The organism is Cocleimonas flava, from assembly GCF_004339015.1.
Classification (GTDB): domain Bacteria; phylum Pseudomonadota; class Gammaproteobacteria; order Thiotrichales; family Thiotrichaceae; genus Cocleimonas; species Cocleimonas flava.
Genome location: NZ_SMFQ01000005.1, coordinates 679,179 through 705,490, shown reverse-complemented (window position 1 = coordinate 705,490; position 26,312 = coordinate 679,179). Strand labels below are relative to the sequence as shown.

The 26,312-nt window shown below is 42.3% G+C and carries 23 protein-coding genes; 14 read left to right on the top strand and 9 right to left on the bottom strand.

Going from position 1 to position 26,312, the window contains the following annotated elements:
- Positions 1-164: 164 nt before the first annotated feature.
- Complete coding sequence (gene adhP, locus EV695_RS19620; protein ID WP_131907702.1) at positions 165-1,181, top strand: alcohol dehydrogenase AdhP; 1,017 nt, start codon at positions 165-167, stop codon at positions 1,179-1,181.
- A 133-nt stretch (positions 1,182-1,314) separates the two neighbouring features.
- Here the strand turns inward: adhP and EV695_RS19615 are convergent, their stop codons facing one another.
- The 3 genes from EV695_RS19615 to kefC form a co-directional block, all read right to left on the bottom strand.
- A complete protein-coding gene (locus EV695_RS19615) occupies positions 1,315-2,499 on the bottom strand; it encodes a hypothetical protein (protein ID WP_207907167.1) in 1,185 nt (394 codons plus the stop codon).
- A gap of 3 nt (positions 2,500-2,502) precedes the next feature.
- Positions 2,503-3,168 carry an SOS response-associated peptidase gene (locus tag EV695_RS19610; protein WP_131907700.1) on the bottom strand — a complete coding sequence of 222 codons (666 nt, stop codon included), beginning with the start codon at positions 3,166-3,168 and terminating at the stop codon, positions 2,503-2,505.
- 100 nt (positions 3,169-3,268) lie between these two features.
- On the bottom strand, positions 3,269-5,134 hold the full coding sequence (kefC, locus tag EV695_RS19605; RefSeq protein ID WP_131907699.1) for a glutathione-regulated potassium-efflux system protein KefC: 1,866 nt from the start codon (positions 5,132-5,134) through the stop codon (positions 3,269-3,271).
- A gap of 164 nt (positions 5,135-5,298) precedes the next feature.
- Here kefC and EV695_RS19600 point away from each other — a divergent pair, with 164 nt between their 5' ends.
- The 10 genes from EV695_RS19600 (at position 5,299) to EV695_RS19555 (ending at position 16,481) form a co-directional block, all read left to right on the top strand.
- A complete protein-coding gene (locus EV695_RS19600; RefSeq protein WP_131907698.1) occupies positions 5,299-5,697 on the top strand; it encodes a hypothetical protein in 399 nt (132 codons plus the stop codon).
- A gap of 308 nt (positions 5,698-6,005) precedes the next feature.
- Positions 6,006-6,731, top strand: coding sequence for a hypothetical protein (locus EV695_RS19595; protein WP_131907697.1), 726 nt, complete (start codon positions 6,006-6,008; stop codon positions 6,729-6,731).
- Positions 6,732-6,798: 67 nt separating this feature from the next.
- Positions 6,799-7,242, top strand: a complete 444-nt coding sequence (locus EV695_RS19590; protein ID WP_131907696.1) for a YtoQ family protein — start codon at positions 6,799-6,801, stop codon at positions 7,240-7,242.
- Positions 7,243-7,459: 217 nt separating this feature from the next.
- A complete protein-coding gene (locus EV695_RS19585) occupies positions 7,460-7,843 on the top strand; it encodes a hypothetical protein (RefSeq protein WP_131907695.1) in 384 nt (127 codons plus the stop codon).
- A 160-nt stretch (positions 7,844-8,003) separates the two neighbouring features.
- A complete protein-coding gene (locus EV695_RS19580) occupies positions 8,004-9,899 on the top strand; it encodes an efflux RND transporter periplasmic adaptor subunit (protein WP_131907694.1) in 1,896 nt (631 codons plus the stop codon).
- A 3-nt stretch (positions 9,900-9,902) separates the two neighbouring features.
- Positions 9,903-13,097, top strand: a complete 3,195-nt coding sequence (locus EV695_RS19575; RefSeq protein ID WP_131907693.1) for an efflux RND transporter permease subunit — start codon at positions 9,903-9,905, stop codon at positions 13,095-13,097.
- Positions 13,094-14,386 (top strand): TolC family protein, encoded by a 1,293-nt coding sequence (locus EV695_RS19570; protein WP_131907692.1) that lies wholly within the window; start codon positions 13,094-13,096, stop codon positions 14,384-14,386. The genes EV695_RS19575 and EV695_RS19570 overlap by 4 nt, the downstream gene beginning before the upstream one ends.
- On the top strand, positions 14,383-15,882 hold the full coding sequence (locus EV695_RS19565) for a TolC family protein (protein ID WP_131907691.1): 1,500 nt from the start codon (positions 14,383-14,385) through the stop codon (positions 15,880-15,882). Before EV695_RS19570 ends, EV695_RS19565 begins: the two co-directional genes overlap by 4 nt.
- Before the next feature lie 110 nt (positions 15,883-15,992).
- The gene (locus EV695_RS19560) at positions 15,993-16,211 is read left to right on the top strand and encodes a GDCCVxC domain-containing (seleno)protein (protein ID WP_131907690.1); all 219 of its coding nucleotides are present in this window, start codon (positions 15,993-15,995) and stop codon (positions 16,209-16,211) included.
- A 12-nt stretch (positions 16,212-16,223) separates the two neighbouring features.
- The gene (locus EV695_RS19555; RefSeq protein ID WP_131907689.1) at positions 16,224-16,481 is read left to right on the top strand and encodes a glutaredoxin domain-containing protein; all 258 of its coding nucleotides are present in this window, start codon (positions 16,224-16,226) and stop codon (positions 16,479-16,481) included.
- Positions 16,482-16,759: 278 nt separating this feature from the next.
- On the opposite strand, the gene EV695_RS19550 is transcribed toward EV695_RS19555, so the two are convergent.
- Entirely contained in the window at positions 16,760-17,647 is an 888-nt protein-coding gene (locus tag EV695_RS19550) for a LysR family transcriptional regulator (RefSeq protein WP_207907166.1), read from the bottom strand.
- Positions 17,648-17,806: 159 nt separating this feature from the next.
- On the opposite strand from EV695_RS19550, the gene EV695_RS19545 reads away from it, so the two are divergent.
- Positions 17,807-18,784, top strand: coding sequence for an NAD(P)-dependent alcohol dehydrogenase (locus EV695_RS19545; RefSeq protein ID WP_131907687.1), 978 nt, complete (start codon positions 17,807-17,809; stop codon positions 18,782-18,784).
- Positions 18,785-18,845: 61 nt separating this feature from the next.
- Here EV695_RS19545 and EV695_RS19540 read toward each other — a convergent pair whose 3' ends face one another.
- The 5 genes from EV695_RS19540 to EV695_RS19520 all read right to left on the bottom strand — a co-directional run bounded on the left by EV695_RS19540 (position 18,846) and on the right by EV695_RS19520 (position 23,949).
- On the bottom strand, positions 18,846-19,652 hold the full coding sequence (locus tag EV695_RS19540; RefSeq protein WP_131907686.1) for an amino acid ABC transporter ATP-binding protein: 807 nt from the start codon (positions 19,650-19,652) through the stop codon (positions 18,846-18,848).
- A gap of 13 nt (positions 19,653-19,665) precedes the next feature.
- Entirely contained in the window at positions 19,666-20,763 is a 1,098-nt protein-coding gene (locus EV695_RS19535; protein ID WP_131907685.1) for an amino acid ABC transporter permease, read from the bottom strand.
- A gap of 5 nt (positions 20,764-20,768) precedes the next feature.
- Positions 20,769-21,941 (bottom strand): amino acid ABC transporter permease, encoded by a 1,173-nt coding sequence (locus EV695_RS19530; protein WP_207907165.1) that lies wholly within the window; start codon positions 21,939-21,941, stop codon positions 20,769-20,771.
- A 200-nt stretch (positions 21,942-22,141) separates the two neighbouring features.
- A complete protein-coding gene (locus EV695_RS19525; RefSeq protein WP_131907684.1) occupies positions 22,142-23,164 on the bottom strand; it encodes an amino acid ABC transporter substrate-binding protein in 1,023 nt (340 codons plus the stop codon).
- A 506-nt stretch (positions 23,165-23,670) separates the two neighbouring features.
- Complete coding sequence (locus EV695_RS19520; RefSeq protein ID WP_131907683.1) at positions 23,671-23,949, bottom strand: peptidylprolyl isomerase; 279 nt, start codon at positions 23,947-23,949, stop codon at positions 23,671-23,673.
- Positions 23,950-24,123: 174 nt separating this feature from the next.
- Between EV695_RS19520 and EV695_RS19515 the strand changes: the two genes are divergently transcribed.
- Positions 24,124-24,693, top strand: a complete 570-nt coding sequence (locus EV695_RS19515) for a cysteine dioxygenase family protein (protein ID WP_131907682.1) — start codon at positions 24,124-24,126, stop codon at positions 24,691-24,693.
- Positions 24,694-24,705: 12 nt separating this feature from the next.
- Positions 24,706-26,295 (top strand): rhodanese-like domain-containing protein, encoded by a 1,590-nt coding sequence (locus EV695_RS19510; RefSeq protein ID WP_131907681.1) that lies wholly within the window; start codon positions 24,706-24,708, stop codon positions 26,293-26,295.
- Positions 26,296-26,312: the final 17 nt, after the last annotated feature.

Below are 26,312 nucleotides of genomic sequence, written 5' to 3'. Positions count from 1 at the left end.
GTTTGTCCCTGTGAGAAAAACCAGACCTCTGTTGAGGTAAGTTATTTATTGTTTGATTTAAATCAAACGGCATATTTTCCATCATTTTACAATCACTACAAGCTCTGGCAGTTAGCTAGAGTTGACCTAGAATTTAACTAAATGTAAAGGAATAAAACGCGGTTATGAAAGCAGCAATTGTTAGTCAGTTTAAAGAACAACTTGAGATCAAAGATATTCCTGTACCGAAAGTTGGGCCAAGAGATGTTCTCGTTAAGATTCATGCCTGCGGTGTTTGTCACACTGACTTGCATGCTTGCCATGGCGATTGGCCAGTAAAGCCAAAACTTCCTTTAGTGCCCGGACATGAAGGTGTAGGTGAAATTGTAGAAGTAGGCAGTGAAATTCACCATTTGAGCCTCGGTGATAGAGTGGGAGTACCCTGGTTGTATTCTGCATGTGGTCAGTGTGATTACTGTCTTGAAGGTAAAGAAACATTATGTATGAGCCAACAAAATGCCGGCTATTCTGTGGATGGATCTTATGCGGAATTCTGTCTTGCTGATGGTGAATATGTCGTGAAAATTCCTGATGAAGTTAGTTATGTACAAGCTGCCCCATTATTTTGTGCGGGAGTTACAACATATAAAGCACTTAAAGTTGCTGAGGTTAAACCTGGCCAATGGGTGGCAATTGTGGGAGCAGGTGGCTTGGGTCATTTAGCTATTCAGTATGCCGTAGCAATGGGAATGAATGTCATCGCAGTAGATACCGGTGAAGACAAAATGGCATTAGCCAAAAAGCTAGGTGCAGTACATTGCATCGACTTCAAGAAAGATAATCCATCGGAGAAAATACAAGAGTTAGTGGGTGGTGTTCATGGAGTTGTTTGTACAGCGGTATCTAAGGTTGCTTTTGAAGAGTCATATCGTTCACTACGTCGTGGCGGTACTTTTGTATTAGTAGGTCTACCACCAGAAGATATGCCATTACCGATTTTTGATACCGTGCTTAACGGTGTAAAAGTAGTTGGATCTATTGTTGGTACACGCAAAGATTTAAAAGAATGCTTACAGTTTGCCGCAGAAGGCAAAGTAAAAGCGATTATCGAAGTGAAACCGCTTGAGCAAATTAATGAGATATTTGCAGACATGATGGAAGGTGAAATCACAGGTAGAATCGTGATGGACATGAGTAGCTAAAAATCTTGGGATTTGAGCATAGAGCAAGGCATAAATGTTGCTTTAATTCTTGTTGAAATACTTATAACAATTGAATGGCTGTTTAAAGGCACCCCCCCGCCTTTGAACGGCTTTTTTACGATTTCGTATCAAACTATTTTAGAAATGGTTTTGTTTCAATCGATAAATCACCGATAAAATCATCTGTGTATGCCATCAAACCCTGCGGTTTAATTGAAAAGGCTCCATCACCAAACAGTGCTTTAATTTTCTTTTTCTCGATATGCACTTGTCTTGGTCTATATCCGCTGACCATTCTATTGGGTAGCGGCATTAAAGGTGGTAAGGTGACATAGTTAGCGCCTGGTGGGCCATCTCGACCTGGTAATTTACGGCCTTCGCCGAGCTTACCTTTAAAGGTATAAAACGCATCGGCTGAGGGTAAGAACTTCAACGCATACTGTTGTTCAATTTCACCGTGGGTAATATCCCAGCCTGCCATCATCGGCTTGTTTTCCCCTGTTTTTAAAAACTCAATCGAGTCTTCTTTTACAAATGAAAGACCGGGGTGCTTCTTGATTTGACTAGAATGTAAATAAAGCTCGTTAGATTGCATCGCAACATCTACCTCAACTCTTTGATCAGCGGGCAATCTAAGGCTATGTTCACTATTTTTGTCTGCGACTAACCAGGTCGTTTGATAATTATGCTGTTGTAGCATTATGGCGATAGGCTTTTCTTCAGACAGTACTACGGTAAGACCGACATAATGATCGAGTTGATGCCAGTCTTCATTATCGCCAACAATTCCCATCGCCACTCGTTGCCATCCGGCAAGTCCTTTTAGTAATCCGCTATTTGCAAACACTAAGTTGTAACTGAGAAAAGTCAGGGGCAAGCGCTTATCTTTATAAATGAGTTCACTTCTATCAATACGTGCATAAATTGTCGGAGATGTCGTTTGTTTGATGGCTGAATGACGAAATTCTGCCTGATTATTATCTTTGTATTCATTCAGTAGGGTTTGGCTAACGTTGTTACTTACAAGTTTATTGTCGACATACAAAGAACCATGGGCGATATAGTCAGCATAAAAGTCGATAAACTTCGTTTGACCTTTTGCCATATAAACACGGGGTTTAAATTGTGTTAAAAGTAATTGATCTGATTTACTGGGTAATTCATTTGAGGGTTTGTTTTTATCGAAGTAGGTTTTAAAACCCGGTAATTCACTAAAGCGAGAATCATTGTTACTACAGCTCATGATTGTAAAAATGGCCAGAGCTAAGCCAATGCCGATAGTGATTTTTTTAGTTAAAGACATAGAGCTGCGTTTCAAAAATTAATCACTTAATGGTTTAAATTCGTAATTATTCGATGGTGACCCAACCGCTTTTGAAACAGGATAATAGGTGAGGTCTTGCTCCTCAATCATCGGAAAATCATCAATCGCGCCTTTTAGCCATAATTGATAATACTCGCTGGGTAAAATCACTGGCATGCGTGAGTGAATATCATTAATTTCAGGGAAGGCATCACGAGTAATAATCGTGCACGATTCTATTTTTTCGCCAGACTCTGTGTCAGTCCAGTTCTCGAATAAACCAGCCATGGCAAATGGTTGATGGCCTTTAAACCCAATCCAGAAAGGTTGCTTGCCTGCTGGTTTTCCGTCGTTGAGTAATGTTTTCCATTCGTAATAGCCAGTCGCAGGAATCATGCAACGACGGCGTTTATAGGCTGAGCGAAAAGAGGGTTTCTCTGCGACCGTTTCGGAACGAGCATTAAAGGTATGGCTGGCAATGCTTCTATCTTTTGCCCATGAAGGAATCAATCCCCAGTGCGCTGCGGTCAATCTGCGGTGATCGCCAATCTGATAAATAATGGGGATGTCTGTGCCCGGTGGAATATTAAAATTAGGCTCATACATTGGTATTTGTGGATCGCTAATCACAAACGTTTTAATCAATTGCTCTTTACTGATGTTAAGTTCGAATCGTCCGCACATAGGCTCTAAAGTTAGTGATTAATGCTTTTATTTTAGCCTAATTAAGGCCTGTTGAGGGGAAAAGTCACCCCCCTACTTATAGGCAGTTTTTTGAAGGGGTCTAACAATATGTTTCGCCTTTATCTGGTTTGTCTGATTTCTCAGTATTGTCTGTCTCAACCTCAGGGTTTTCTGCCTTGAAGATTTCCATCATCTCATTTTGCGCTATGCGTGATTCCGAAATGAATCGCTTACGATCATCTCGATGTTCATGCAATCGATGAATCGTGTCTTCATCATGTTTGGCAAATAACGCGGCTTTGCGTTCTGCGCTATACGCTGGTACGCCTAATTCCTGTAGCGCCTTTTTACCCAGACTCAGTGATCCCTGGAAAACTTCGCGTTCTATATGGTCAGCCCCTAATTCTCGTAACTCGTGATAGTGAATGACGTCATAAGCGCGTGCTAGCACTTTTAAATGTGGGAAATGTTTTTTCGCCATAGCGACCGCTTCATTGGTCTTTTTTCTGCTATCGATGGCGATAATGAGCAGTTTTGCCTCTTTGGCTCCGGCGGTTTCCAGGAGATCTAAACGACTCGCATCACCGTAATAAAGCATGAAGCCATATTCTCTAACGCGCGCAATATTACTCGCACTGTGATCCAGAACAGTAACCGAGCACTGGTTAGCGATTAATAGTCGCCCCACGATTTGCCCAAAACGACCAAAGCCCGCAATGATTACGGGATTGTGTTGATGCTCCATGGTTTCTTCCATGCTGTCGTTATTGTCTTTGTCGTATAAGGGTTGGATATACTTTTCATTCAATAGAATAAGAATGGGGGTTAACACCATCGAGAGGGCAATCACCGCGGTCAAAATGCCAACGATGTCTTTTGGAATGACGTTTGATTCTGAGCTTAATGAAAGGAGTACAAAACCAAACTCTCCTCCCTGAGCCAGGGCAAAGATAAACCAGAATTTATCGCCACGGAGTAAGCCAAACACACGGGCTAAAACCCATAAAATAACAAACTTAACGAGGATTAAAGCGAGTACCAAGCCCATAATAATGAGTGGTTTTTCTGCAATTAATGAGAAATCGATACCCGCCCCAACAGAGATAAAGAACAAGCCCAATAGCAATGCTTTGAACGGATCGATATTCGCTTCTAGCTCATGTCGGTATTCGTTATTGGCTAATACCACGCCAGCGATAAAAGCCCCGAGGGCGGGAGACAAGCCCACCAGATTCATTAATAGCGCAATGCCGATAACCAGTAGCAAGGCAGCGGCGGTAAATATTTCACGCAGACCGCTTTCCGCAATAAAGCGAAACAAATGCCTGATCAGGTAACGGCCGATAAAGATAATAGATGCAATAACGGCCAAAACGATGAGTGCTTGTTGCCACGCAACCAGATGCGAAATAATGCTGGAAGAGGCATGGTCATCAACTTTGGTACTCGTTATATCACTAAGCGCAAGTAACGGTAACAGCGCGATAATAGGGATAACGGCAATGTCTTGAAACAGCAGTACGGCAAAACTAGATTTACCCGCTTCCGATTTCATGAGCCGCTTTTCTTCAAGAATTTGTAAGGCAATCGCGGTGGAAGAGAGCGCCAAAATCAAGCCAATCGCCATGGCGGTTTGCCAGGCTAATCCCAAAGCCATTGCACATCCCGTTATGGCGAGTGTTGTGATGATCACTTGCAGTCCGCCAAGACCTAAAATAGGTTTACGCATGCGCCATAAAACCTGTGGCTGTAATTCTAGCCCAACCAGAAACAGCATCATCACTACGCCAAATTCGGCAAAATGCATGACGTGTTCGGTTTCATTAATCAGCTTTAACGCAGAAGGCCCGATTAATGCGCCTGCGATTAAATAACCTAAGACAGACCCCAAACCAAGACGGCTCGCAATGGGCACAGCGATAACACCTGCGGCGAGAAAAACAAAAGCTTGGGTTAAAAGATCCATAGGGGTGATTAATCTAGGTATTAAGAATCAAATTAATATAACAAATACTCAATATTTTTATCCCATTCTTTACATATATCAAAGTAATAAACAGCGATTTCTCGTACCTTATAGTTAAAAACCGTTCACGGATAATCGTCGAATGAATATTGTGAGAGTTAACCATGAGAATCACAGCTCAATCAGCACGTAGAAGTGCCTATATGTTCAACTGGGGAAGTATCGCCGCAGTGCTTTTGCCGCTACCATTTTTACCGTTGTTTTTTGGTGCGTCGGTTTTTCTTTATACAATGAATCGAAACCATCCCGAGCCCAAGGTTGGTTATTATATGCAACGCTCTGCTAACCGCTTTTATTTGACAGCAGGCAGTGTGATTGTGCTGGGTAAATTCATTCCTGAATCTGCATCCACTTTAAAGTGGTACTTTGCCTTGTGGTTGCTGGCGGTGGTGGTGTTATTGCTTCCTTCTGTTAAAGATATTTACGCCATCTGGCACGATAGCTGGGTAGACATTGATACGGATGCACCAAAAACTGCCACGATAAATGCAGAAGAAGCCTGATTACTGTCATTTCAGTAATCAACAATAATTTCGTTAATCAACAATACTAAAAGCCCCCCCCCTACTTACGAGGCTTTTTTCTAATGGCATCATAAATTTGATGTACGTCAAACTTTGTTAAACGAAATAACAGAATCAGTCATTTTGTCCTAAATTCATTGAACTGTTAGCAGAAATTAAAAACTGAATAACGTTAACCCTAAAAACATAGTAATCAAAGAAATCAAAGTTATAGAAAAGCTTGGATAGTTGTTTCGTTGAAACGACAAAAGTAATTTAAAGGGCAAAAGTAATAGCGTGATAAAAAGATGAGTTTTGAAATAAGCGTAGAAATTGCAGAACAAATTGCCATGTTTGCTTTATATGCAGACATGAGTACCAATTTAGACCTGAAACGGCGCATCATAGATAGCAAAAAAGAATACATCGAAAGTTTTAATAAACGCTTCGCCGGGTTTATCGACGGCCCGTTATCATCGAGTCTCTCGGCAGAAAGAATGGTGATTCCGCATAATAAAAAGAAGAAAAGCGGCTGCGATACGACCATCATTATCTCTTCGAAAGGGGTTTCGAAAATTGCGATCTCCAAATACAAATACCCAAGCTTTCAAGACCCACAAATGTATTGGGATAGACACAAAAAACGCTCTGAAAAATCCCTGTTCAGTTCTCAGCTAGACAAGCAACAAAAATACAGTGATGAATACGCTGTGATGGAAAAATTCATTAACAATAAAATCATCAACCAGACTCAGGCGATGACTAAAGATACGGCAAATTGTATTTGGCATGCTGATGTTATGTCATTTAACCAAAGCTGCAGACAGCACCCCGAAAGTCTCTGGAATACGCAGCACTTATTAGACCTGTTTGATGAGAAAAACCCCTCCGATATTGGCTCAATGCTAAAAGCGGTATGTCTCGATCCGATTGCCGTGCCCGTAAGTATTCCTTCAGGAAAAATCGGGATAAAAAATTACATCAGAGAAAACAAACTACCATCACGTGTACTTTCAATAAATGTTATAGATTGATGCTGCGTATTTGGTAAAGATGGTAAGATGCTGGGCTGTCTAATTAACCTAAAATCTGGAGTACATAATGGAGTGGAATGTTTATCTATCGGGAGAAATTCACACCGATTGGAGAGAGAAAATAATCGCAGGTTGTGAAGAACATAATCTACCTATCAATTTCAGTTCCGCTGTAACCAATCACGAAGCCAGCGATGCTGCAGGCGATGTATTAGGCAAAGATGAAAACAACTTCTGGCGCGATCACAAATCAGCAAAAGTAAACGCGATTCGTATTAAGACTCTGTTAGAAAATAGTGATTTGGCAGTGGTACGTTTCGGTGACAAATACAAGCAATGGAACGCCGCATTTGATGCAGGTTTTTGTGCAGCTTTAGGCACGCCTTATATCACGCTACATGACGAAGATATCATCCACCCGTTGAAAGAAGTAGATGCAGCGGCAATGGCATGGGCACAGACGCCAGAGCAAGTCGTTGAAGTTTTGAAGTATACGATTGCTCAGAAATGACTTTTCGAGGCTCATCGTAGATTTCGCAAGGAATCGTCGATGTAAATTGATCAAGCTGCCTTATGTGGTAATACAATTTTAAGACACCCCCCTACTTCTAAGCACTTTTTTCTGCCTGGTTATAAAGCTGAAAGAAAATAGCCCAAAAGTAGGGGGGTGATAAAATTCGCATCCAAAATTATAATAGTTATCGTATAATAAAGTTATGCAGAAATTCGTGACTCTATTTATAGCCTTCATTCTATCGGTCTTTCCGATTGTGAATGCGTCTGCATCTCCTCACTCTTGTGGCAATATGATGCCTGCGACAATGGCAATGCCTGATCAAATGTCAGAGTCACAAAGCATCAACGAATCCACTACAGTTGATTCCGTAAACATGGCGTCCATGCATGATTGTTGTGAAAAACCAGATAAAATCTGTGATCATTCAAATGCCTGTGATTGTGAAAACACACAAGTAAATTACACTTCTGTAACTGCTTTCAACAGTCAATATTTGCAAATTGTTGATCGTTTAAAATTTCAATATTTAACCTCCTTGTTTACTTCAAAACACTCTGATTCCCTCTATCGGCCCCCGATAAACACCTTTATCTAAAACACTTCTTAGACTTACGCCAAGCGCGTCAAGTTTCTAATGTCATTTGGTTTTCCAAGCATTTTGTCGCTGTAACTGTTGTTTCTGTGATTAGGAATATAGATAGTATTTCTGTCGTTTCACACAGTAAACATAAGCAAGCAGCATTTAAAGGTTAGTTATGAAATTTATTATAAAAACACTGGGTTTGTTCGTGGTACTGGCGATTACCGCAACGGCATATTGGTTTTTACTCGAACCCGCAGATAGAGAAGAGCTGTTTGAAAGCACCGTTACAAAAGTGACGGGTAAAAGCTTTGATGAAACATTCAAACCTAACTCTAATTTAACCATGGATGATGTCAAAGATGACACGCTGATAGAGCATGCACGCCGCCATGCTGACCCTACTTACGTTTGCCCAATGCACCCTCAAATAGTTAAAGGTGAGCCAGGGAATTGTCCAATCTGTGGCATGAATTTAGTTAAGAAAGATGCACCAGCAGAGCAAAAAGAAGTAGAAGAAAAACCAACAATGACCATGGACGATGTCAAAGATGATTCGTTGATAGAACATGCTCGACGTCATGCAGACCCAACTTATGTTTGCCCTATGCACCCGCAAATAGTCAAAGGTGAGCCAGGGAACTGTCCGATCTGTGGCATGAATCTGGTTAAGAAAGAGCTTGAAGCTGAAGAAAAACCAGCAATGACTATGTCTGAATCAAAACCCATGTCAAAGCCGATGACTATGCCTAAACCAGTAACCATGGATGATGTTAAAGATGACACGCTGATAGAACATGCGCGTCGTCACGCAGACCCTACTTATGTTTGCCCGATGCATCCGCAAATAGTCAAAGGTGAGCCGGGTAACTGTCCGATCTGTGGCATGAACTTGGTTAAGAAAGAACCTGTCGCAGAAGAAAAACCAGTGATGACCATGAACAGCAAACCCAAAGAGAAAAAGATCAAATACTGGGTTGCGCCAATGGATGCTAACTATCGTCGAGATGAGCCGGGTAAGTCACCGATGGGCATGGATTTAGTCCCAGTTTATGAAGAGCAAAGTGACGATGGCGCTGATATGGCAATGAATCAGAAAGATGGAATGCCTGTCATTACCATCAATTCAAGCACTGCTCAAAACATGGGTGTGCGCATTGAAAAAGCTAAGCTAAATGAACTGTCACGTAATATAAAAACACTGGGTTCGATTACCTACAACGAAGACAGTGTGCATCATATCCATGCAAGGGCGAGTGGCTGGGTCGAGAAACTCTACACCAGCTCTCTTGGTGATCCTGTGGTTAAAGGTAATACGCTGCTTGAGTACTATTCGCCAGAAATTGTGGCGGCACAAAAAGACTTATTACTCGCCAAACGTGCAGGAGCAAATTTAACCCTCGCATCTAAGACGCGACTACGTGATTTAAACGTTTCAGATGAATTTATAGAGCAAATAAGTAAAAGCGGGAAATCACAGAATCGTGTTCCCATCATCGCTAATCATTCTGGTGTAGTTACCAGCATCGGCATCAAAAACGGTATGTATGTTACCCCGGGTACTCAAATTTATTCGATTGCCGATTTGTCGTCGGTATGGGTGATTGTTGATGTGTTCGAACATCAATTAATCTGGGTAAAAGTGGGTAACAAAGCGCTTGTTAAAGTCCAAAGTATGTCAGATAAAGAATGGCAGGGAGAAGTCGAATATATCTATCCTGAACTGAATCCTAAAACGCGTACATTGAAAGTACGTCTAAAAATCCCTACACCAGATCAACTGCTAAAACCCAATATGTTTGCTGATGTGACATTGCTAACCAACAATAAAAAGGTGGTGAGTGTCCCTACCGAATCGATTATCTATTACGAGCAAAGCCCGCGAGTTGTAAAAGTAATTTCTGAAAATAAATATCAGCCAGTCGATGTCACCATCGGAATGAAATCTAACGGTCAGGTCGAGATTATAGATGGCATTAAAGAGGGTGACGATATTCTGGTTTCGGGCCAGTTTATGATTGATTCTGAAAGTAATCTACAAGCGAGTTTCCGTCGCCTGATGGGCAAATAAGTCATGTTAGCTCACATAATAAAAGCATCCATCAATAATCGTTTTCTAGTGATTATGTTTACGGTGTTAATAACAGCTTGGGGTTTAGTCTCACTGTCCAAGACGCCACTAGATGCGATTCCTGACTTATCGGATGTTCAGGTCATCGTCAAAACCAGTTTTCCGGGGCAAGCGCCACAAGTGGTGGAAGACCAGGTCACTTATCCAATCACAACCACCATGTTGAGTGTGCCGAAAGCAACGGCTGTTCGCGGTTACTCATTCTTCGGTGATTCTTATGTGTATGTGATTTTTGAAGAAGGCACTGATATCTACTGGGCACGCGCCAGAGTACAGGAATACATCAGTCAGGCAGCCAGTCAATTGCCAGAAGGTGTAGAGCCTCGTTTGGGCCCTGACGCCACAGGTGTCGGCTGGGTTTACGAATACGCGTTAGTTGATAGAAGCAATAATCATGACCTCTCTCAGCTAAGATCGCTTCAAGACTGGTTCGTTAAATTCGAATTACAAACTGTTCCCGGTGTATCTGAAATCGCCACTATCGGCGGCATGGTAAAGCAATATCAAATCACGGCTGATCCCAACAATCTTCGTGCTTATGGCATATCACTCAGCCAGCTGAAAACAGCGATACAAAAAGGCAATAGAGAAACCAGTGGTTCGGTCATGGAGCTTGGCGAAGCCGAATACATGATTAGCTCCAAAGGTTATCTAAAGAACATAGAAGATATCGAAACGATTCCGGTCAGCCTGAATAAAGAAACAGGTTCGCCGATATTGTTACGTGATGTCGCGCAGGTAAATATTGGCCCACAAATGCGTCGCGGTATTGCAGAACTGGATGGCGAAGGTGAAGTAGTTGGCGGAATTGTAGTGATGCGTTATGGCGAAAATGCACTGCAAGTCATCGAAGATACCAAAAAGAAACTGGAAGATATTAGGCAGGGCTTACCTAAAGGTGTCGAAATTGTAACGACTTACGATCGTTCAAAACTTATTTTGAATGCGGTTGATAACCTAAAAATCAAACTACTCGAAGAGTTCGCTGTAGTCGCCGTGGTTTGTTTGATATTCCTGTTACATCTGCGTTCAGCACTGGTCGCTATTATTAGCTTGCCTATTGGAATTTTAATGGCATTTACCGTGATGCAATACCAAGGCATCAATGCCAACATCATGTCATTAGGAGGTATCGCAATAGCCATTGGCGCGATGATTGATGCCGCGATTGTGATGATCGAAAACGTGCATAAGCACCTAGAGCATTACAAAGAAGATCATGGAGTGATGCCTAAAGGCAATGAACACTGGAAAGTCGTTACCGAAGCATCAATCGAAGTTGGTCCTGCGTTATTCTTCTCGCTGTTAATCATTACCCTAAGCTTCGTTCCTATTTTTGCCTTAGAAGCACAAGAAGGTCGATTATTTTCTCCGTTGGCATTTACCAAAACCTATGCAATGGCTGCGGCTGCGGGCTTATCTGTGACCTTAGTTCCGGTATTAATGGGCTACTTTATTCGTGGAAAACTACCCAAAGAAAGCAGTAACCCACTGTCGGTTATTCTAATTTTTATCTATCGACCATTGCTCAAGATGTGTCTGGCAGCACCGTTTCTGACGATTTTAGTATCGTTGCTGGTAATCCTTTCAGCAATAGTACCGTTGAATAAAATTGGCAGTGAATTCATGCCAGAACTGGAAGAAGGTGACCTATTGTATATGCCGACCACGCTTCCGGGCGTGTCCATTGGTAAAGCGCAAGAATTGCTGATGCAAACCGACAAGCTGATTAAAACCGTGCCAGAAGTTGAGCGTGTCTTCGGTAAAATAGGGCGTGCGGAAACAGCAACCGACCCGGCACCACTCACGATGATTGAAACCACCATTCAATTTAAAGATAAGAGCGAATGGCGTGAGGGATTGACCACGAAAAAACTCATAGAAGAACTCGATAAACTGGTGAAATTCCCGGGCCTAACTAATGCGTGGGTACAGCCAATCAAAACCCGAATCGATATGCTCGCTACAGGTATTAAAACACCGGTTGGAATCAAAGTTGCGGGGCAAGACTTAAAGGTCATCGAAGAGATTGGAAAGGATATCGAGGGCATTCTGAATGAAGTCGAAGGAACCGCATCGGTATTCTCAGAGCGTGTTTCGGGTGGTCGTTATATCGAGATCGTTCCTGACCGTATTACTGCTGCGCGTTTTGGCTTAAATATTGATGATATTCAGACCATCATAAGTTCTGCCGTAGGTGGTGCGAACATAACGCAAACGGTCGAAGGGCTGGAGCGCTATCCGGTTAATTTACGTTATCCGCGTCACACCAGAGATGATATCGATAAGCTCATGGAGTTGCCTCTGGTAACACCGTCAGGCGCACATATACCTTTATCTCGCGTGGCAGACATTCGTTTCAGTGAAGGGCCTCCGATGATAAAAACGGAGAATGCACGCCTGAATGGCTGGACTTTCGTCGATATTAAAGATGTCGATTTGGGTGGCTATGTCAAAAATGCACAACAGATATTACGGGATAAATTAGAACTTCCTCCGGGTTATTCCGTCACCTGGACAGGTCAATACGAATATCTATTGCGAGTGCAAGAAAAGCTCAGTGTCGTGATTCCGATGATGTTACTGATTATTCTATTGTTGCTCTACATCACCTTCCGCAGCATGACAGCCGCGTTAATCATTATGCTATCGCTACCTTTCGCATTGGCAGGTGGCATCTGGTATTTGTATATATTGCAATACAACTTCTCGGTTGCAGTCGCCGTAGGCTTCATCGCCTTGGCAGGTGTGGCGGCTGAATTTGGGGTGATAATGTTGATCTATCTAGACAACGCGATAGAAAAAAGGAAACGACAGGGTAACTACCATACAGTCGATGATTTAAAAGCCTGCATTATGGAAGGTGCAGTAATGCGAGTTCGTCCCAAAGCGATGACAGTGGCAATTATTATTGCGGGCTTAATCCCGATTATGTTGGGTAGTGGAACCGGGTCGGACGTTATGCAACGCATCGCAGCGCCAATGATTGGCGGCATGATTACGGCGCCGTTTTTATCTTTATTAGTGATTCCTGCAATTTATTTGCTGTGGAAAACACACGAGCTAAAAAAGCTAGCGCTCAAAAAGCCAGAACAACAAAACCCAGAATCAAAACTAGCTATGGAGAACAACTCATGAAACTTTTAAAACTTCAAAGCCTTGTTTTAATCGGTCTTATTGTTGCGACAGGTAACCTGATTCCATCCCAAGCGTTCGCAGCAGCTACACCTCCACCTCCACCTCCAACACCTCTAAACCAATTGATAAAAATCGCGGTGGATAATAACCCTCAGCTGAAATCCAAACGACTCGCCTGGCAAAGTCTGATTCATCAATACAAACAAGCAACCTCTCTGGATGATCCTAAGCTGGTTTATACCGAAGCGATTAACCCTGTGGAAACGCGTTTAGGTCCTCAGGATAGAGTGCTCGCGTTAAATCAGAAAATCCCTTATCGCGGAAAGTTAGCCTTGAAAGGCAAGCTGATACAAAAGGATATCGAAACAGCAAAAGTCTCGTTTGATAGAGCCAGTCGCGACTTGATTGTAGATCTGAAGCAATCCTATTATGAATTGGTCTATCTCGAAAATGCGATTCAACTCAGCCAGCAAAATAAGCAGTTGCTGGATAAAGTCACTAACCTTGCAAGTACCGACTATGCAGCAAATACTAGTACCTTAAACGATGTGGCTAAGGCGCAGAGTCAAACGGCTCAGGTCGCTTATGATGTGCAATTACTACAAGAGTTAGCATCGACCGAAAAGACACGCATCAATACACTGCTAAACCGCAATCCAGAATTTGCCTTTGAAGTGTCACGCCATACGCGTATGCCACCTAAATTTCCTCATCCTATTACGCGCCTTTATCAATGGGCCGAATCCAATGAAGAAATCACATTGAGTGATATCGCAATCCAGAAAAGTCAGTTGCAACAGCAGCTAGCGGGTTATGCAAGCAAGCCAGATTTTACGGTGGGCGCACTTTATACCCAGATTGGAGAACGTAATATCGACGGTTTAAAAAGAAACGGACGAGATGGTTTTGCGGTCAATATCGGTATGAATATTCCCCTTAATCGATCAAAAAACAGAGCGATAAAAGAGCAGGCGAGACTCCAGCATCTACAGAAAATAGAAGATAAGAAAGCCATGCAGAATGCATTAAGAAACAGTGTGAAAAAGCTCCACTTCAAACTAAATAATGCCTATCGACAAACCGTGTTGTATCAGAAGAATTTGATACCACAAGCGAATCGAGCGATGCAGATGGCACAATCACAGTATCGTGAAAACAAGGGTTCGATAGGACAATATCTAGAAACTCAATCAACTGGCTTAAACTTTCAATTAGCCTATCAACGTGCGCTAGCAGATTACTGGCAAAGCCTCATCCAGTTAGAAAAGCTGACAGGTAAAAAGCTATGAGACTCTTACTTAAAAACGTAACTAGGCCATTACCAAAAACAGCGCTAACAAGTCTAACAATGTGTTCTATATTATTACTCACAGCGTGTAGTCAAAGCCGTGTCGTTAACACATTACAGAAAGACTTTGACCAGCATAAATACTCGGAATACGTAAAAGCCAATCTACAAACTAAAACACCGGTCACGACTGCAAGTAACATACCTCAAATGCCGACGCTAGCCTTGGCAAAACGCCAATCGAATGGATCAAGAAAAGCCAGAGCAAACTTAAATGGCGTGATAGCCAATAATGGCTTATTCAAACCCATTGCCGACAATACTTCAGTGGAAACGCTAGCTAAAAAAGCATCACTCAATACCGTATTAAACATGGCGTTAACACGTAATCTGGATATCAAAAGCGCGCAACAACAAGCTCAGGCAAGCTTATCTAAATACAATCAGGTGGAATACTTATCAGATATGCTGGCGCAGTATGAAGCTTTCACCAATGAGTTAGCGTTAACGGGTAGCGCAAAGGCGAGTTTGTCGAAAAACAAAAGCGCAGCCTATCCATCCCCGGGTTTGAATGCGATTAAGTCATCCATTATTGATGAGTCGGTAAAATACTCGCGCTTAAAGCTCAAGCAAACGACACAAGATACCATTACCAACGCACGGATTGCCTATACAGAAATGCAAACCGCACAACGAGAAATGGTGTTGCAGTCCAGGCTAACCAGCCAATACAAATCACTCAAAGAAGAATTGCAAAATAACTACGCCACCAATACCGGCGGGCTGGATGATATTTTACAAGCAGATATTGAAATCGCCGCCAGCCAAAATAAACGCAGAGTTGCAAAAGACAAGCGCGATGCACAGCAAGCACGATTAAACGCACTATTGAATATCCCGACGACGACTCGTTTTGGTGGCTTGGATAAATTGGGTAAGGCGAGTCTAATTGCTAATCGAAATGAGATAACGCAACAAGCACATAAACATCGCGTAGAAATTGCCTTATTAGAATCAGAACTGGCTAAAATGCAGCGCGTTATTCAACTATCTGAAAGACAACTATACCCAGATTTAGACGCAGGTTTCAGCCGTACCCAAAACGGAAAATTCACCACCAAACCAAAGATCAAGACCAATAACTTCTTTGCAAGAAATGATGCCTATCTGGAGGAAACCAAACAAAAAGCCAAAGCCTTAACATCGAAAATAGCCGCATTAAAAAATACTACTAGTGACGAGTTACAACAGACCTTATCTAATTACCAGTCACACCAATCAACGTATACGCTCTATCGAAACAATGTCATCCCCAAAGCGAAAGCCTCACTGGATATTGCCAGAAACGCATTCGAGACAGGCGAAAGCGATAATGTAAAAGTGATAAAGGCGCAGATAGCGATTACAAAATACCGTCTGCTTTTATTGAATGCGCAGAGTGGGATGGAGGTTAGTCGATATAAGGCTGAGCGGTTGATTGGTTTTAGACTTAAGTAATATTTTTAAAGCCACCCCCCACCTTTGAGGCTCTTTTTTGGGTAGTTAAATTTAACATTTTTCCTTAAACGAACCTTGGTAAGTTACTATGCCAAAGTAAGGAGTAATTAATGGCTAAAGAGATACTTTTAGAATCTACTATTACGTGCCCAGTCTGTGAGCATGCAGAAACAGAAACTATGCCAACGGATGCGTGTCAATGGTATTACGAGTGCACAGAATGTAAAACCCTGCTTAAGCCGTTAAAGGGTGATTGCTGTGTTTTTTGTTCTTATGGGACTGTTGCCTGCCCACCTATCCAGGCAGGGACAGATTGTTGTTCAACATAAAAAATATAACTTATGACAGTCAAGGTTGAAATATACGGTACCAGTTTTTGCAGACACTGCGTAGATGCCAAGGCGTTTCTGAAAGCGAAGGGTGTTGACTATGAGGAGTATCTGCTAGATTTAATGCCACTCGAAAAAGATGCGATGATTGAGCGTTGTGGGCAGAAGTCCATACCGCAAATATTCATCAATGATCAGCACATTGGTGACTTTGCTGATCTAAAAGCGTTGGATAGCAATGGCAAGCTGGATGAGTTACTCGGCGGTTAAATAGGATTTAGCTCAACTAAGTCGAACGTAGGTCGCAAGACAATAATCTAACAATAAACTTAAGTGCGATTAAAAAGTGCCCAAAAGTAGGGGGGTGACTTAGCAATCGTAATAACATCTATTCCAGCTTGAACATCGACGATTCCTTGTGGAATCTACGATGGACTTTAGTGAGCTTATCGTTTTGTTTTTTAAACGAATAACTCAATTATTTGACTTGTCATTCTTGGCTTTTGGTAAGCCTAAGAAAGCCACCCCCCACCTTATAGGCACTTTTTTTATTCAGCCAACTCCTTAGCCAATAAATCAAATACCATTCTGATTCTTCTACTTGTATTTAGCTCTCGATGGGCTGTAAGCCAGATGGGGAATTCTATCGGTGCGAGTGTTGGTAAAGCCTGAACTATTGCGGTTTCTTTTTCGCCTAATTCTTCGGGCATGATACCGATGCCTAACCCCTGTTTTGCTAATTCCCAATGAGTGATGAAATGTTCTGTTTGTAATGGGAAGTTTTTCTTGGTGAGTGTTAAACCCATTGCATTGAGACCCGTGATTAATCCGTCGATTTCATCAAAACTTATAAAGTCCGCACGACTTAGGTCTTCAGGTTTTTTGAGTTCACCAATTTCATTTAGGTACTCGGGTGTTGCGTAGAGCCTCGCATAAACGTCTTTGATTTTTTTCGCAATCAGCTCGGGTTGTGTCGGTCGAAAGTTACGAATTGCGATATCTGCTTCGCGTCTTCTCAAGTCGCTGGTGGTGCTGGTAGCGATTATTTCGATGGTGATTTTTGGTTCTAATTTTCGTAGTTTTTTGACAATTGCTGGTAGTTTGTAGACGGCATAGTATTCGCTACAACTTATACATACATTGCCTTCGATACTTTGTGATTGTCCGCTTGCTGTTAGTGATACGCGACTTGCGGCATCTCCCATTGCTCTGACGTGTTCCACCAGATCTAAACCACTTGGTGTAAGAATTAGCCCCAGTCCTACGCGTTCGAATAGGGCGACTCCCAACTCTTTTTCAAGTGCTGATACTTGGCGGCCAAGTGTCGGCTGCGTCATGCCTAAGGCGCGTGCGGCTGCTGACAGTGAGCCTTCTTCTGCGGTGACTAAAAATGCGCGGGCGCGATTCCAGTCAAACTTTATTGATCTCCAGTCCATTAGTCTCATCTCCTATCTATGCATAATTGTATGTCTTTAATGCGAATTTAGGTAATTACTATTCTTAAGTGTATGGATTACGATGTTTTCTATGAGTTAAACAACCGTTAAACAACAACAGTTAAACACCATTATTAATTTTTTATTGAAAGGCACATTATGAAAGCAGTTACCTATTCAGGCTATGGCTCACCCGCGGTGATTCGGGTATCAGAGGTTGAGAAGCCGACACCGAAAGCAAACGAAGTTTTGGTTAAAGTGTGGGCGACCAGCATTACCACGGCAGACAGCATGATAAGAGAGGGCAAGCCTTGTTATGGTCGCTTATTTCTCGGCCTTGCAAAACATAAGCACCCTATCTCTGGCACAGGCTTTTCAGGAGAAGTAGAAGAGATAGGAAGAAGTGTCACGCAATTTAAAATGGGCGATAAAGTTTTTGGTGAAACAGGTGTTAATTTTAGCGCAAATGCTGAATACATTTGCATTGCTGAAGACGCAGTGATTTCAATTTTACCGGATAATCTCAGCCACGAAGAAGCGGCCCCAATTTGCGATGGTGCTTTAACGTCTTATGCGTTTTTAAAAGATATTGGTCAGTTGAAAAGAGGTCAGAGTATTCTTATCAATGGAGCTTCGGGTAGCCTGGGAAGTGCCGCTGTGCAAATAGCAAAAGCGTTGGGTGCAGAAGTAACAGGTGTTTGTAGTCGTGCAAATGTGGAGTTAGTGCAATCACTCGGTGCTGATAAAGTGATTGATTATCATGAGGAGGACTTTACTAAAATGGGGAACAGTTACGACCTTGTTTATGATGCCGTTGGCAAAAGTTCGTTTTGTGAATGCCGGAAAAATCTAAAAGAGCAGGGTGCTTATCTTTCACCTGTTTTGAGTTTTCCACTCTTGATACAGATGATGTGGACTTCAACATTCATGTCTAAAAAAGCCAGATTCTCTGCGACTGGTTTACGACCTGCAAAAGAGCTTCGAGTAATGATTGATGAATTAATACCATTGTATAAATCAGGCGAAATTAAATCGGTAATAGATAGAACTTACTCATTGGCAGAAACAGCGGATGCACACCGCTACATTGAAACAGGGCGGAAGAAGGGTAATGTGGTTGTGAGTCTTATTATTTGAAAGCGTACCTAAATAATGATTCTATAAAAAAGTGCCCCAAAGTAGGGGGGTGACTATAAATTTAATTCGACAGAATTTGCTCCAGGAATTTTTGGGTTCTATCCATTTCTGGATTGTTGAAAAACTCGTATGGGGCTTTTTCTTCGATTATTTCGCCGACATCCATAAAGATCACTCGGTCGGCGACAGATTGTGCGAATCCCATTTCGTGGGTGACGCAAATCATGGTTATGCCGCTTTCTGCCAGTTCGACCATGACGTCTAACACTTCTTTGATCATCTCTGGATCGAGGGCGGATGTTGGCTCATCGAAGAGTAGAATTTTGGGACTCATACACAGTGCGCGGGCTATCGCGACACGCTGTTGTTGCCCACCGGATAGTTGTCCCGGGTATTTATCTGCCTGATCCCCGATTCCGACACGGTGCAGGTGTTTTAAGGCTATTTTTTCTGCTTCTATTTGTGGCAGTTTATTCGCCCAAACTGGCGCTAAGCAGAGGTTTTCAAGAATCGTCATGTGAGGAAACAGATTGAACTGCTGAAAAACCATCCCCACTTCACGACAGACATTATCGATTTGTTTTTCACTACCCGCCAGTTCTTGCTGATCAATGTAAATTCGACCTTCTTGAATTTCTTCCAGGTGATTAATGCAGCGAATCAGGGTGGATTTCCCGGAGCCCGAAGGACCGCAAATAACGATGCGCTCGCCTTTGTGGACTTTCAGGTTGATGTCTTTTAGTGCATGAAAATCGCCATACCATTTATTCACGTTTTTGAATTCGATGGTTATTTCTTTGTTGTTTGTGGCGTCGTTGTCTATGGTGTCGCTGTTTTTGACTTCGCTGTTTAGTGTATTTTCTGTCATCTCAGGCTCTTAATTATTTTTGTAAAACAGGGTCAGATTTTTCTAAATGAGCACCATAACGGCTTAGGGAATAGCAAATTGAAAAATAAACCACGGCACCAAATACATAGGCTTCGGTTTCAAAACCTAGCCATTCAGAATCGAGAGAGGCTGACTTAATCATACCCAAGAAATCCAGTAGCCCCACAATGATAACCAGTGACGTGTTTTTAAACATGGAGATACAACGCCCTATCAGCGGCGGTAATACATGGCGCAGCGCTTGTGGCAATACAATCAAATAGAGTGTTTTAGGGTAGTTAATTCCCAATGAAGATGCGGCTTCAAATTGCCCTTTAGGCAGTGCTTGCAGTCCACCACGGACGACTTCTGCGACATAAGCGGCAGAGAAAAAGATCATTCCGGTTTGAATTCGCAACATATTATCGATTATGAAACCGGGCGGTAAAAACAATGGCATCATCACCGATGACATAAACAATATCGTAATAAGGGGCACGCCACGGACGGTTTCGATGAAGCCAATGCACAGTGATTTAGTGATGGGTGAGCCTGAAAAACGCCCTAAGGCTAAGACGATACCTAGTGGAATTGAAACGATAATACCGACGAGTGCCAGTAATACACTCAGCATTAATCCGCCCCACGATGACTGATCGACTTCGTTTAAGCCAAAGCCACCACCTATAATCCAGTAACCAAAAACGGGTAGCAGCAACCACGCCACTATCAAGACTTTTCCTTTCAAGTGATTGGTAATGGTCGTGATGATCAAAATAGCCAATACCAATGCACCAACAATTCCACGCCAACTTTCTGCTGCGGGGTAAACGCCAACCATTAACACACGAAATTTGGCCGCGATAAATGACCAGCAAGCGCCATCGGGACTAGTTTTGCAGTTTGCAGAATCACCCACCCAGGTGGCTTTTATAAACGCCCATTGGATAACTTGCGGAACAGTTAATACTATTATCGCGATCAGGCTCAACGCTAATGCAGAATTAAACCAGCCGTTAAAGACATGATGTTTTAGCCAGTGCAGAAAACCTTTTGCTTGGGCAGGTGCCTCACGATCAGGCTTGGGAACAAAAATAGTTGGATTAGTCATCTGTCTTACCTTTCAACTATTTGAACGCGGCTGTTTAGCCAGTTCATGAGAGCGGAGATGATGAGGTTGATGGTCATGTAAACTGCCATCCACATTGCAATGATTTCTATCGCTTGGCCATTTTGACCAATAATCGTGCCACCTATGGATACCATATCGGGATAACCAATAGCCACCGCTAACGAACTGTTTTTCACCAGACTCGTATAGTCATTGGTGGTTGCCGGAATAGTCACACGCAGAGCCTGAGGTAATAATACTTTACGAATAATTACGCTTTTGGGTACACGTAATGCTCTCGCTGCCTCGATTTGACCCGCAGGAACGGACTGGAGTCCACTGCGTACATTTTCTCCAATATAGGCTGCGGTATAAAGTATTAAGCCTAAGAGTAGGGCGGAGAATTCAGGTTTTAAGACAATGCCGCCAACAAAATTGAAGCCTTTCAATTCGGCGTATTCCAAACTCATCGGTTTACCCAGGATGAAAAATACCAATAACGGTAATACTATAATCACTAACAGTGAAATCAGCGTTTTCGGTAACGCCCGACCGGTACGAATCTGTAATTTTTTCGCCCACTTTGTGAAGAAGTAAGCAATAGCAATGGCCGCAAAGAATGCCGCCACCACAAGCCCAAAACCATCATGTGCAATCGGGTCTGGAAGGTATAAGCCACGCCGGCTTAGAAACACTCCTTCAATAGGGTTGAAGGGTGTTTTTGCGCGTGGCAAAGTGCCTAGCGCCACCGTGTAAATAAATAAAAGAGTAAGTAATAGCGGAATATTTCGTAAGGTTTCAACAAAAAATGCGGATACCTTGGAGATTACCCAGTTTTTTGAGGTACGACCGACACCTACGATTACGCCTAAAATGGTTGCAAATATAATCGCAATAAAGGATACAAATAGAGTATTTAAAATACCGACTAAAAAAGCAGTGCCGTAGCTTTTGGCTGGGCTGTATTCGATGAGGCTATCACTGATTGGCAGGCCAGCTTCGCTATTTAAAAACTTAAAGCCAGAATCAATTCCGCGTGCCGTCAAATTCTCCTGGGTTGTTAATAACAGGAAATACGAACCGTAAAAAATCAGCCCAAGCACAAACATTTGACCGACTAGGCCGCTGACACTGATATTGTTAAAGCTTTGTTTAATCTGACTGACGAGGATTTTCAAGCAAACTACCTAAGTGTGGGAAATAATGGACGTTCTAGCCCACTTTAATTATTTTTAAATTATCTAGACTCACCTAAAACTGTCACAAGTTCATCTTAATAAACAATGATCCATTCAAAACCATCTGCGTAGGTACCTTAGAGTAGGTACTTAGAGTAGTTATGCAGAATAGATACGCAGATGGTTTTAAATCGGAATATTTATCTTAAAGGTGAAGCGTAAAGAATACCGCCTTTACTCCAGAGCTGATTAACGCCGCGCTCAAGACCTAAGGTTTTGGTTAAATTGCGCTCATATATTTCGCCGTAATTACCCACACTTGTGATTGCACGAAGTAGCCAGTCGTTATCCAGACCAATAAAAGTACCGAGGTCTCCTGTTTTACCTAGCATGCGTTGCACAGTAGGGTCTGTAGATTTGGCTTTCATCTCTGCTGCATTAGCCGCAGTCACACCTTTTTCTTCAGCATTAATTAAGCCGAAAATTACCCAGGTGATGATATCTTTCCATTGATTGTCACCGTGACGAACTAACGGTGATAGTGGTTCTTTTGAGATAATTTCTGGAAGAATGATATGATTTTCTGGGTCTTTTAACGTCGTTCTTAAAGAGGCTAATTGGCTTGTATCGGTTGTAAATACATCACAGCGACCTGAGGCATAAGCATTTAGGGCTTCTTTTTTACCGTCAAAAACAACGGCTTCTAATTTCAAATTATTGGCTCTTGAATAATCGGCAATATTTAGTTCGGTAGTTGTACCTGTGGTTACACAAACACTTGCTCCACTCATTTCTTTGGCACTTTTGATACCGTCTTCTTTACGTACCATAAAACCTTGACCATCATAGTAAACAACCGCAGTAAAATCGGCGCCTTCTTTGGTGTCTCGTTTCATCGTCCAGGTGGTAGTACGTGAGGTTAAATCAACTTGTCCGCTGGTTACGGCTATTATTTTCTGCTTTGATGCCAATGGCACAAACTTTATTTTAGTCGGATCACCAAGCACTGCCGCGGCAACAGCACGACACATATCCACATCTAAACCAACCCACTTACCGGAAGAGTCAGGATTAGAAAAGCCTGGAACACCTTCACTAACGCCACAGCTTAAAACGCCTTTCTTTTTTACATCTTCCAATGTACTTGCACTGGCGGTAGTCGTGATCATTGCTAAGCCTAAAATGAGGGCTGAAACTTTTGTAAACTGAAATAGTTCTTTCATCTAATTGTCCTTGGTTTTTGCTGGAATAGTGGTCTGGGATACTAATAGAGTAGTAAACAAATTTGATAAAGCAAATTAAGTGCGCTTAATAGTTAAAACTCGGGCGATTAAATCAATGGTTGCACTTGATGTTCTCAACGACTGTTTGACCTATTAGGTAAAAGCTCGATAAAAAATGCCTAGCTCTGCATAAATTCCAATGTCGTTTTTATAAAACAAAAACGAGCTGTTATTTAAGTAGGGGAGTGACGTTGTTTTCCAGATGCTGGCGTGGCCCATTCTGAAGATGTATTTATCGTTTATTTACTAAAAATAAAGGGAGTAAAAGCTAACGTACAAATCCTATGCAATGGCATGCAAGAACGATGTAAACGGAAAAGCTTGTGTAATCCTTAGAAAAGTATTGGGCGAGTGATTGGAAATAACACGTTTGGGAGCTTAAGACTATAAAAGCCACCCCCCTACTTATAAGGACTTTTTTGTTGTTATGTTATTTGAGTAGTCATTTAACTGCGATATATTGTTTCGATTAGGTGATAGCCAAACTTGGTTTTAACAGGGCCGTGTACTTTAAGTACGGGCTTTTTGAATACCACATTATCAAATGCTTTCACCATTTTTCCGGGACCGAATTCTCCTAGGTCACCGCCTTTTTTTGCAGAGTTGCAGATTGAATGTTTCTTCGCCAGCATTCCAAAATCTTTACCACTGGCGAGTTGCTTTTTAAGCGACTCAGCTTCTTCTTTGGTTTTCACTAAAATATGTCTTGCACATGCCTTTGCCATGGTGGAACTCGTTGCTGTTTGATAGGAACTGAGTTTACTTTAAATCAGGCTCTATTTGGTAAATCTTAAAGCGTGTTAATCATGGCTTATGCTTATATTAAAAAAAACTACAGGTAGTAAGTGGTGCATTTAACTATTATGTATTGATTAATAGGGAAATTAGAGGAGTCACCAATGAACAGTCAAAGCATTGCACCTAAGCTACAAACCTTTGTGGATGGTGTTTCAGATTTACTGGATCAGAAGCAAGTTGAGGCTGAATTTCACCCTGAGGTTGGTGAGTTATTAAGGGAGTTGGTGAAAGAAGATGATTGGTTAGACCCTAAATATGCTGTGCCTCATCCTGAGTATTATCAGCAATTTTTACTCTATGTTGATCCGCAAGAACGATTTTCTGTGGTGAGTTTTGTCTGGGGACCCGGTCAGCAAACACCGGTGCATAATCATACAGTTTGGGGTGTGATTGGCATGCTTCGTGGGAAAGAACGTGAGCAACACTATGAAGCAGGGAGTGATCATTCACTAACAGCGAAAGGTGATGAAGTGACTTTGTCGCCCGGTGATATTGGTTTTGTTTCTCCGACGATTGGCGATGTGCATCGTGTGAGCAATGTGTATGACGATCAGGTATCTATCAGCATACATATTTACGGTGGTGATATTGGCAAAATCGAAAGGCATGTTTTCCCTACTGATGGCAGTCCGAAAAAAGATTTTATTTCTGGTTACACGACACCGGCTTAAGCAGATAAAAAGATGAATTACAAAGATTACGATTACGTCAGACAGCGTTTATTAAATCGAGAAGAAATCTGCTTGCTGGATGTTAGAGAAGAAGCCCCGCATGCCGAAGGCCATCCCTTATTCGCGGCAAATTTCCCTTTTTCTTCGATTGAATTGAATGCGTATACCAAACTGCCGCGATTAGAGGTACCCATCGTGACTATTGATTCTGGAGAAGGGCTTGCAGAAGCGTCGGCAACACGATTAATAGAGCTAGGTTATACCAATGTGTCCGTTTTTGAAGGCGGGATTGAAGCCTGGTCAGCTGCAGGTGGTGAGTTATTTATAGATGTAAATGTGCCCAGTAAATCCTTCGGGGAATTGTTAGAAGCTACTTGCGATACGCCATCAATGCCCGCGGAAGATGTTAAGAAAATGATGGATAACAATGCGGATATGGTTGTTGTCGATGTACGCCGTTTTGATGAATATAACACCATGTGTATTCCTACCGGAATTAGCGTTCCCGGGGCAGAATTAGTGTTGCGGGTACCTGATATCGCAACGAATCCAGAAACCACCGTCATCGTCAATTGTGCGGGCCGAACCAGAAGTCTGGTAGGTGCTCAATCGCTGGTAAATTCAGGATTACCAAACCCTATTTATGCCTTACGTAATGGGACGATTGGTTGGACCTTGGCTAAGCAAGAGTTGGTAACAGGGCAATCCCGAACCTACAGTCAAACAGGTGATGACACCCGGCAAATCGCCAGTGAAAGAGCAAGAGGTGTGGCGGATAGGGCGGGTGTTAAACGTGCGACGAAAGACGATCTGGAAAGCTGGTCTAAACAAGTAGATCGGACCACCTATTTTTTTGATGTGCGCAGTTTTGATGAGTATGAAATTGGACATCTATCTGGTTTCTATCCCATCCCCGGTGGACAATTAGTGCAAGAGCTAGAAATGTATGCACCAGTTAGAGGTGCGAGAATTGTGCTAGCCGATGACGATGGTGCGCGTGCCAATATGTCAGCATCGTGGTTGGCGCAAATGACATGGGATGTGTATGTGCTGGATGGTTTGCAAGCAGCAGACTTCTCGGTAACAGGTAAATGGCAATCTCGCCTGCCAGAAAAACCACAGGCTGAAACACTATCACCTGAAACGTTATCGAGTTGGATTCAGGATAATAGCGATGTCACTATTCTGGATTTCGCCAAATACGTTACTTATGTAAGAGGGCATATTCCTGGTGCTAACTACTTAATTCGATCGCAGTTAGAGCAACAGAATGTCGAATTACCAAACACATCAAAATTAGTCCTTACCAGCGATGATGGTGAATTAGCTGCCTATGCCGTGGCGAATATTCAAGCACAAACGGATGCTGATATTTTTGTCTTATTAGGTGGTACGCAAGCTTGGGTAAAAGCAGGATACAAATTAGAAGAAGGCGAGACACATTTGCTTTCAACACCAATAGATCGTTATAAAAGACCTTATGAAGGAACCGCAATCACCGATGATGTGATGCAGGCTTATTTGGATTGGGAATACGGTTTAGTGGATCAATTGGGTAAAGATGGTACGCATCATTTCAGACCATTACAGACTGAGAATTAAGATTTTCTCCTACAAAT

Excerpts from the sequence above, each read along its gene's own strand:
- EV695_RS19515 (WP_131907682.1), top strand. The coding sequence starts at position 24,124 with ATGAACAGTCAAAGCATTGCACCTAAGCTACAAACCTTTGTGGATGGT.
- EV695_RS19590 (WP_131907696.1), top strand. The coding sequence starts at position 6,799 with ATGGAGTGGAATGTTTATCTATCGGGAGAAATTCACACCGATTGGAGA.
- EV695_RS19520 (WP_131907683.1), bottom strand. The coding sequence starts at position 23,949 with ATGGCAAAGGCATGTGCAAGACATATTTTAGTGAAAACCAAAGAAGAA.
- kefC (WP_131907699.1), bottom strand. The coding sequence starts at position 5,134 with ATGGATCTTTTAACCCAAGCTTTTGTTTTTCTCGCCGCAGGTGTTATC.
- EV695_RS19525 (WP_131907684.1), bottom strand. The coding sequence starts at position 23,164 with ATGAAAGAACTATTTCAGTTTACAAAAGTTTCAGCCCTCATTTTAGGC.
- EV695_RS19540 (WP_131907686.1), bottom strand. The coding sequence starts at position 19,652 with ATGACAGAAAATACACTAAACAGCGAAGTCAAAAACAGCGACACCATA.
- adhP (WP_131907702.1), top strand. The coding sequence starts at position 165 with ATGAAAGCAGCAATTGTTAGTCAGTTTAAAGAACAACTTGAGATCAAA.
- EV695_RS19555 (WP_131907689.1), top strand. The coding sequence starts at position 16,224 with ATGACAGTCAAGGTTGAAATATACGGTACCAGTTTTTGCAGACACTGC.
- EV695_RS19580 (WP_131907694.1), top strand. The coding sequence starts at position 8,004 with ATGAAATTTATTATAAAAACACTGGGTTTGTTCGTGGTACTGGCGATT.
- EV695_RS19545 (WP_131907687.1), top strand. The coding sequence starts at position 17,807 with ATGAAAGCAGTTACCTATTCAGGCTATGGCTCACCCGCGGTGATTCGG.
- EV695_RS19610 (WP_131907700.1), bottom strand. The coding sequence starts at position 3,168 with ATGTGCGGACGATTCGAACTTAACATCAGTAAAGAGCAATTGATTAAA.
- EV695_RS19550 (WP_207907166.1), bottom strand. The coding sequence starts at position 17,647 with ATGGACTGGAGATCAATAAAGTTTGACTGGAATCGCGCCCGCGCATTT.
- EV695_RS19510 (WP_131907681.1), top strand. The coding sequence starts at position 24,706 with ATGAATTACAAAGATTACGATTACGTCAGACAGCGTTTATTAAATCGA.
- EV695_RS19570 (WP_131907692.1), top strand. The coding sequence starts at position 13,094 with ATGAAACTTTTAAAACTTCAAAGCCTTGTTTTAATCGGTCTTATTGTT.
- EV695_RS19565 (WP_131907691.1), top strand. The coding sequence starts at position 14,383 with ATGAGACTCTTACTTAAAAACGTAACTAGGCCATTACCAAAAACAGCG.
- EV695_RS19575 (WP_131907693.1), top strand. The coding sequence starts at position 9,903 with ATGTTAGCTCACATAATAAAAGCATCCATCAATAATCGTTTTCTAGTG.
- EV695_RS19560 (WP_131907690.1), top strand. The coding sequence starts at position 15,993 with ATGGCTAAAGAGATACTTTTAGAATCTACTATTACGTGCCCAGTCTGT.
- EV695_RS19600 (WP_131907698.1), top strand. The coding sequence starts at position 5,299 with ATGAGAATCACAGCTCAATCAGCACGTAGAAGTGCCTATATGTTCAAC.
- EV695_RS19535 (WP_131907685.1), bottom strand. The coding sequence starts at position 20,763 with ATGACTAATCCAACTATTTTTGTTCCCAAGCCTGATCGTGAGGCACCT.
- EV695_RS19595 (WP_131907697.1), top strand. The coding sequence starts at position 6,006 with ATGAGTTTTGAAATAAGCGTAGAAATTGCAGAACAAATTGCCATGTTT.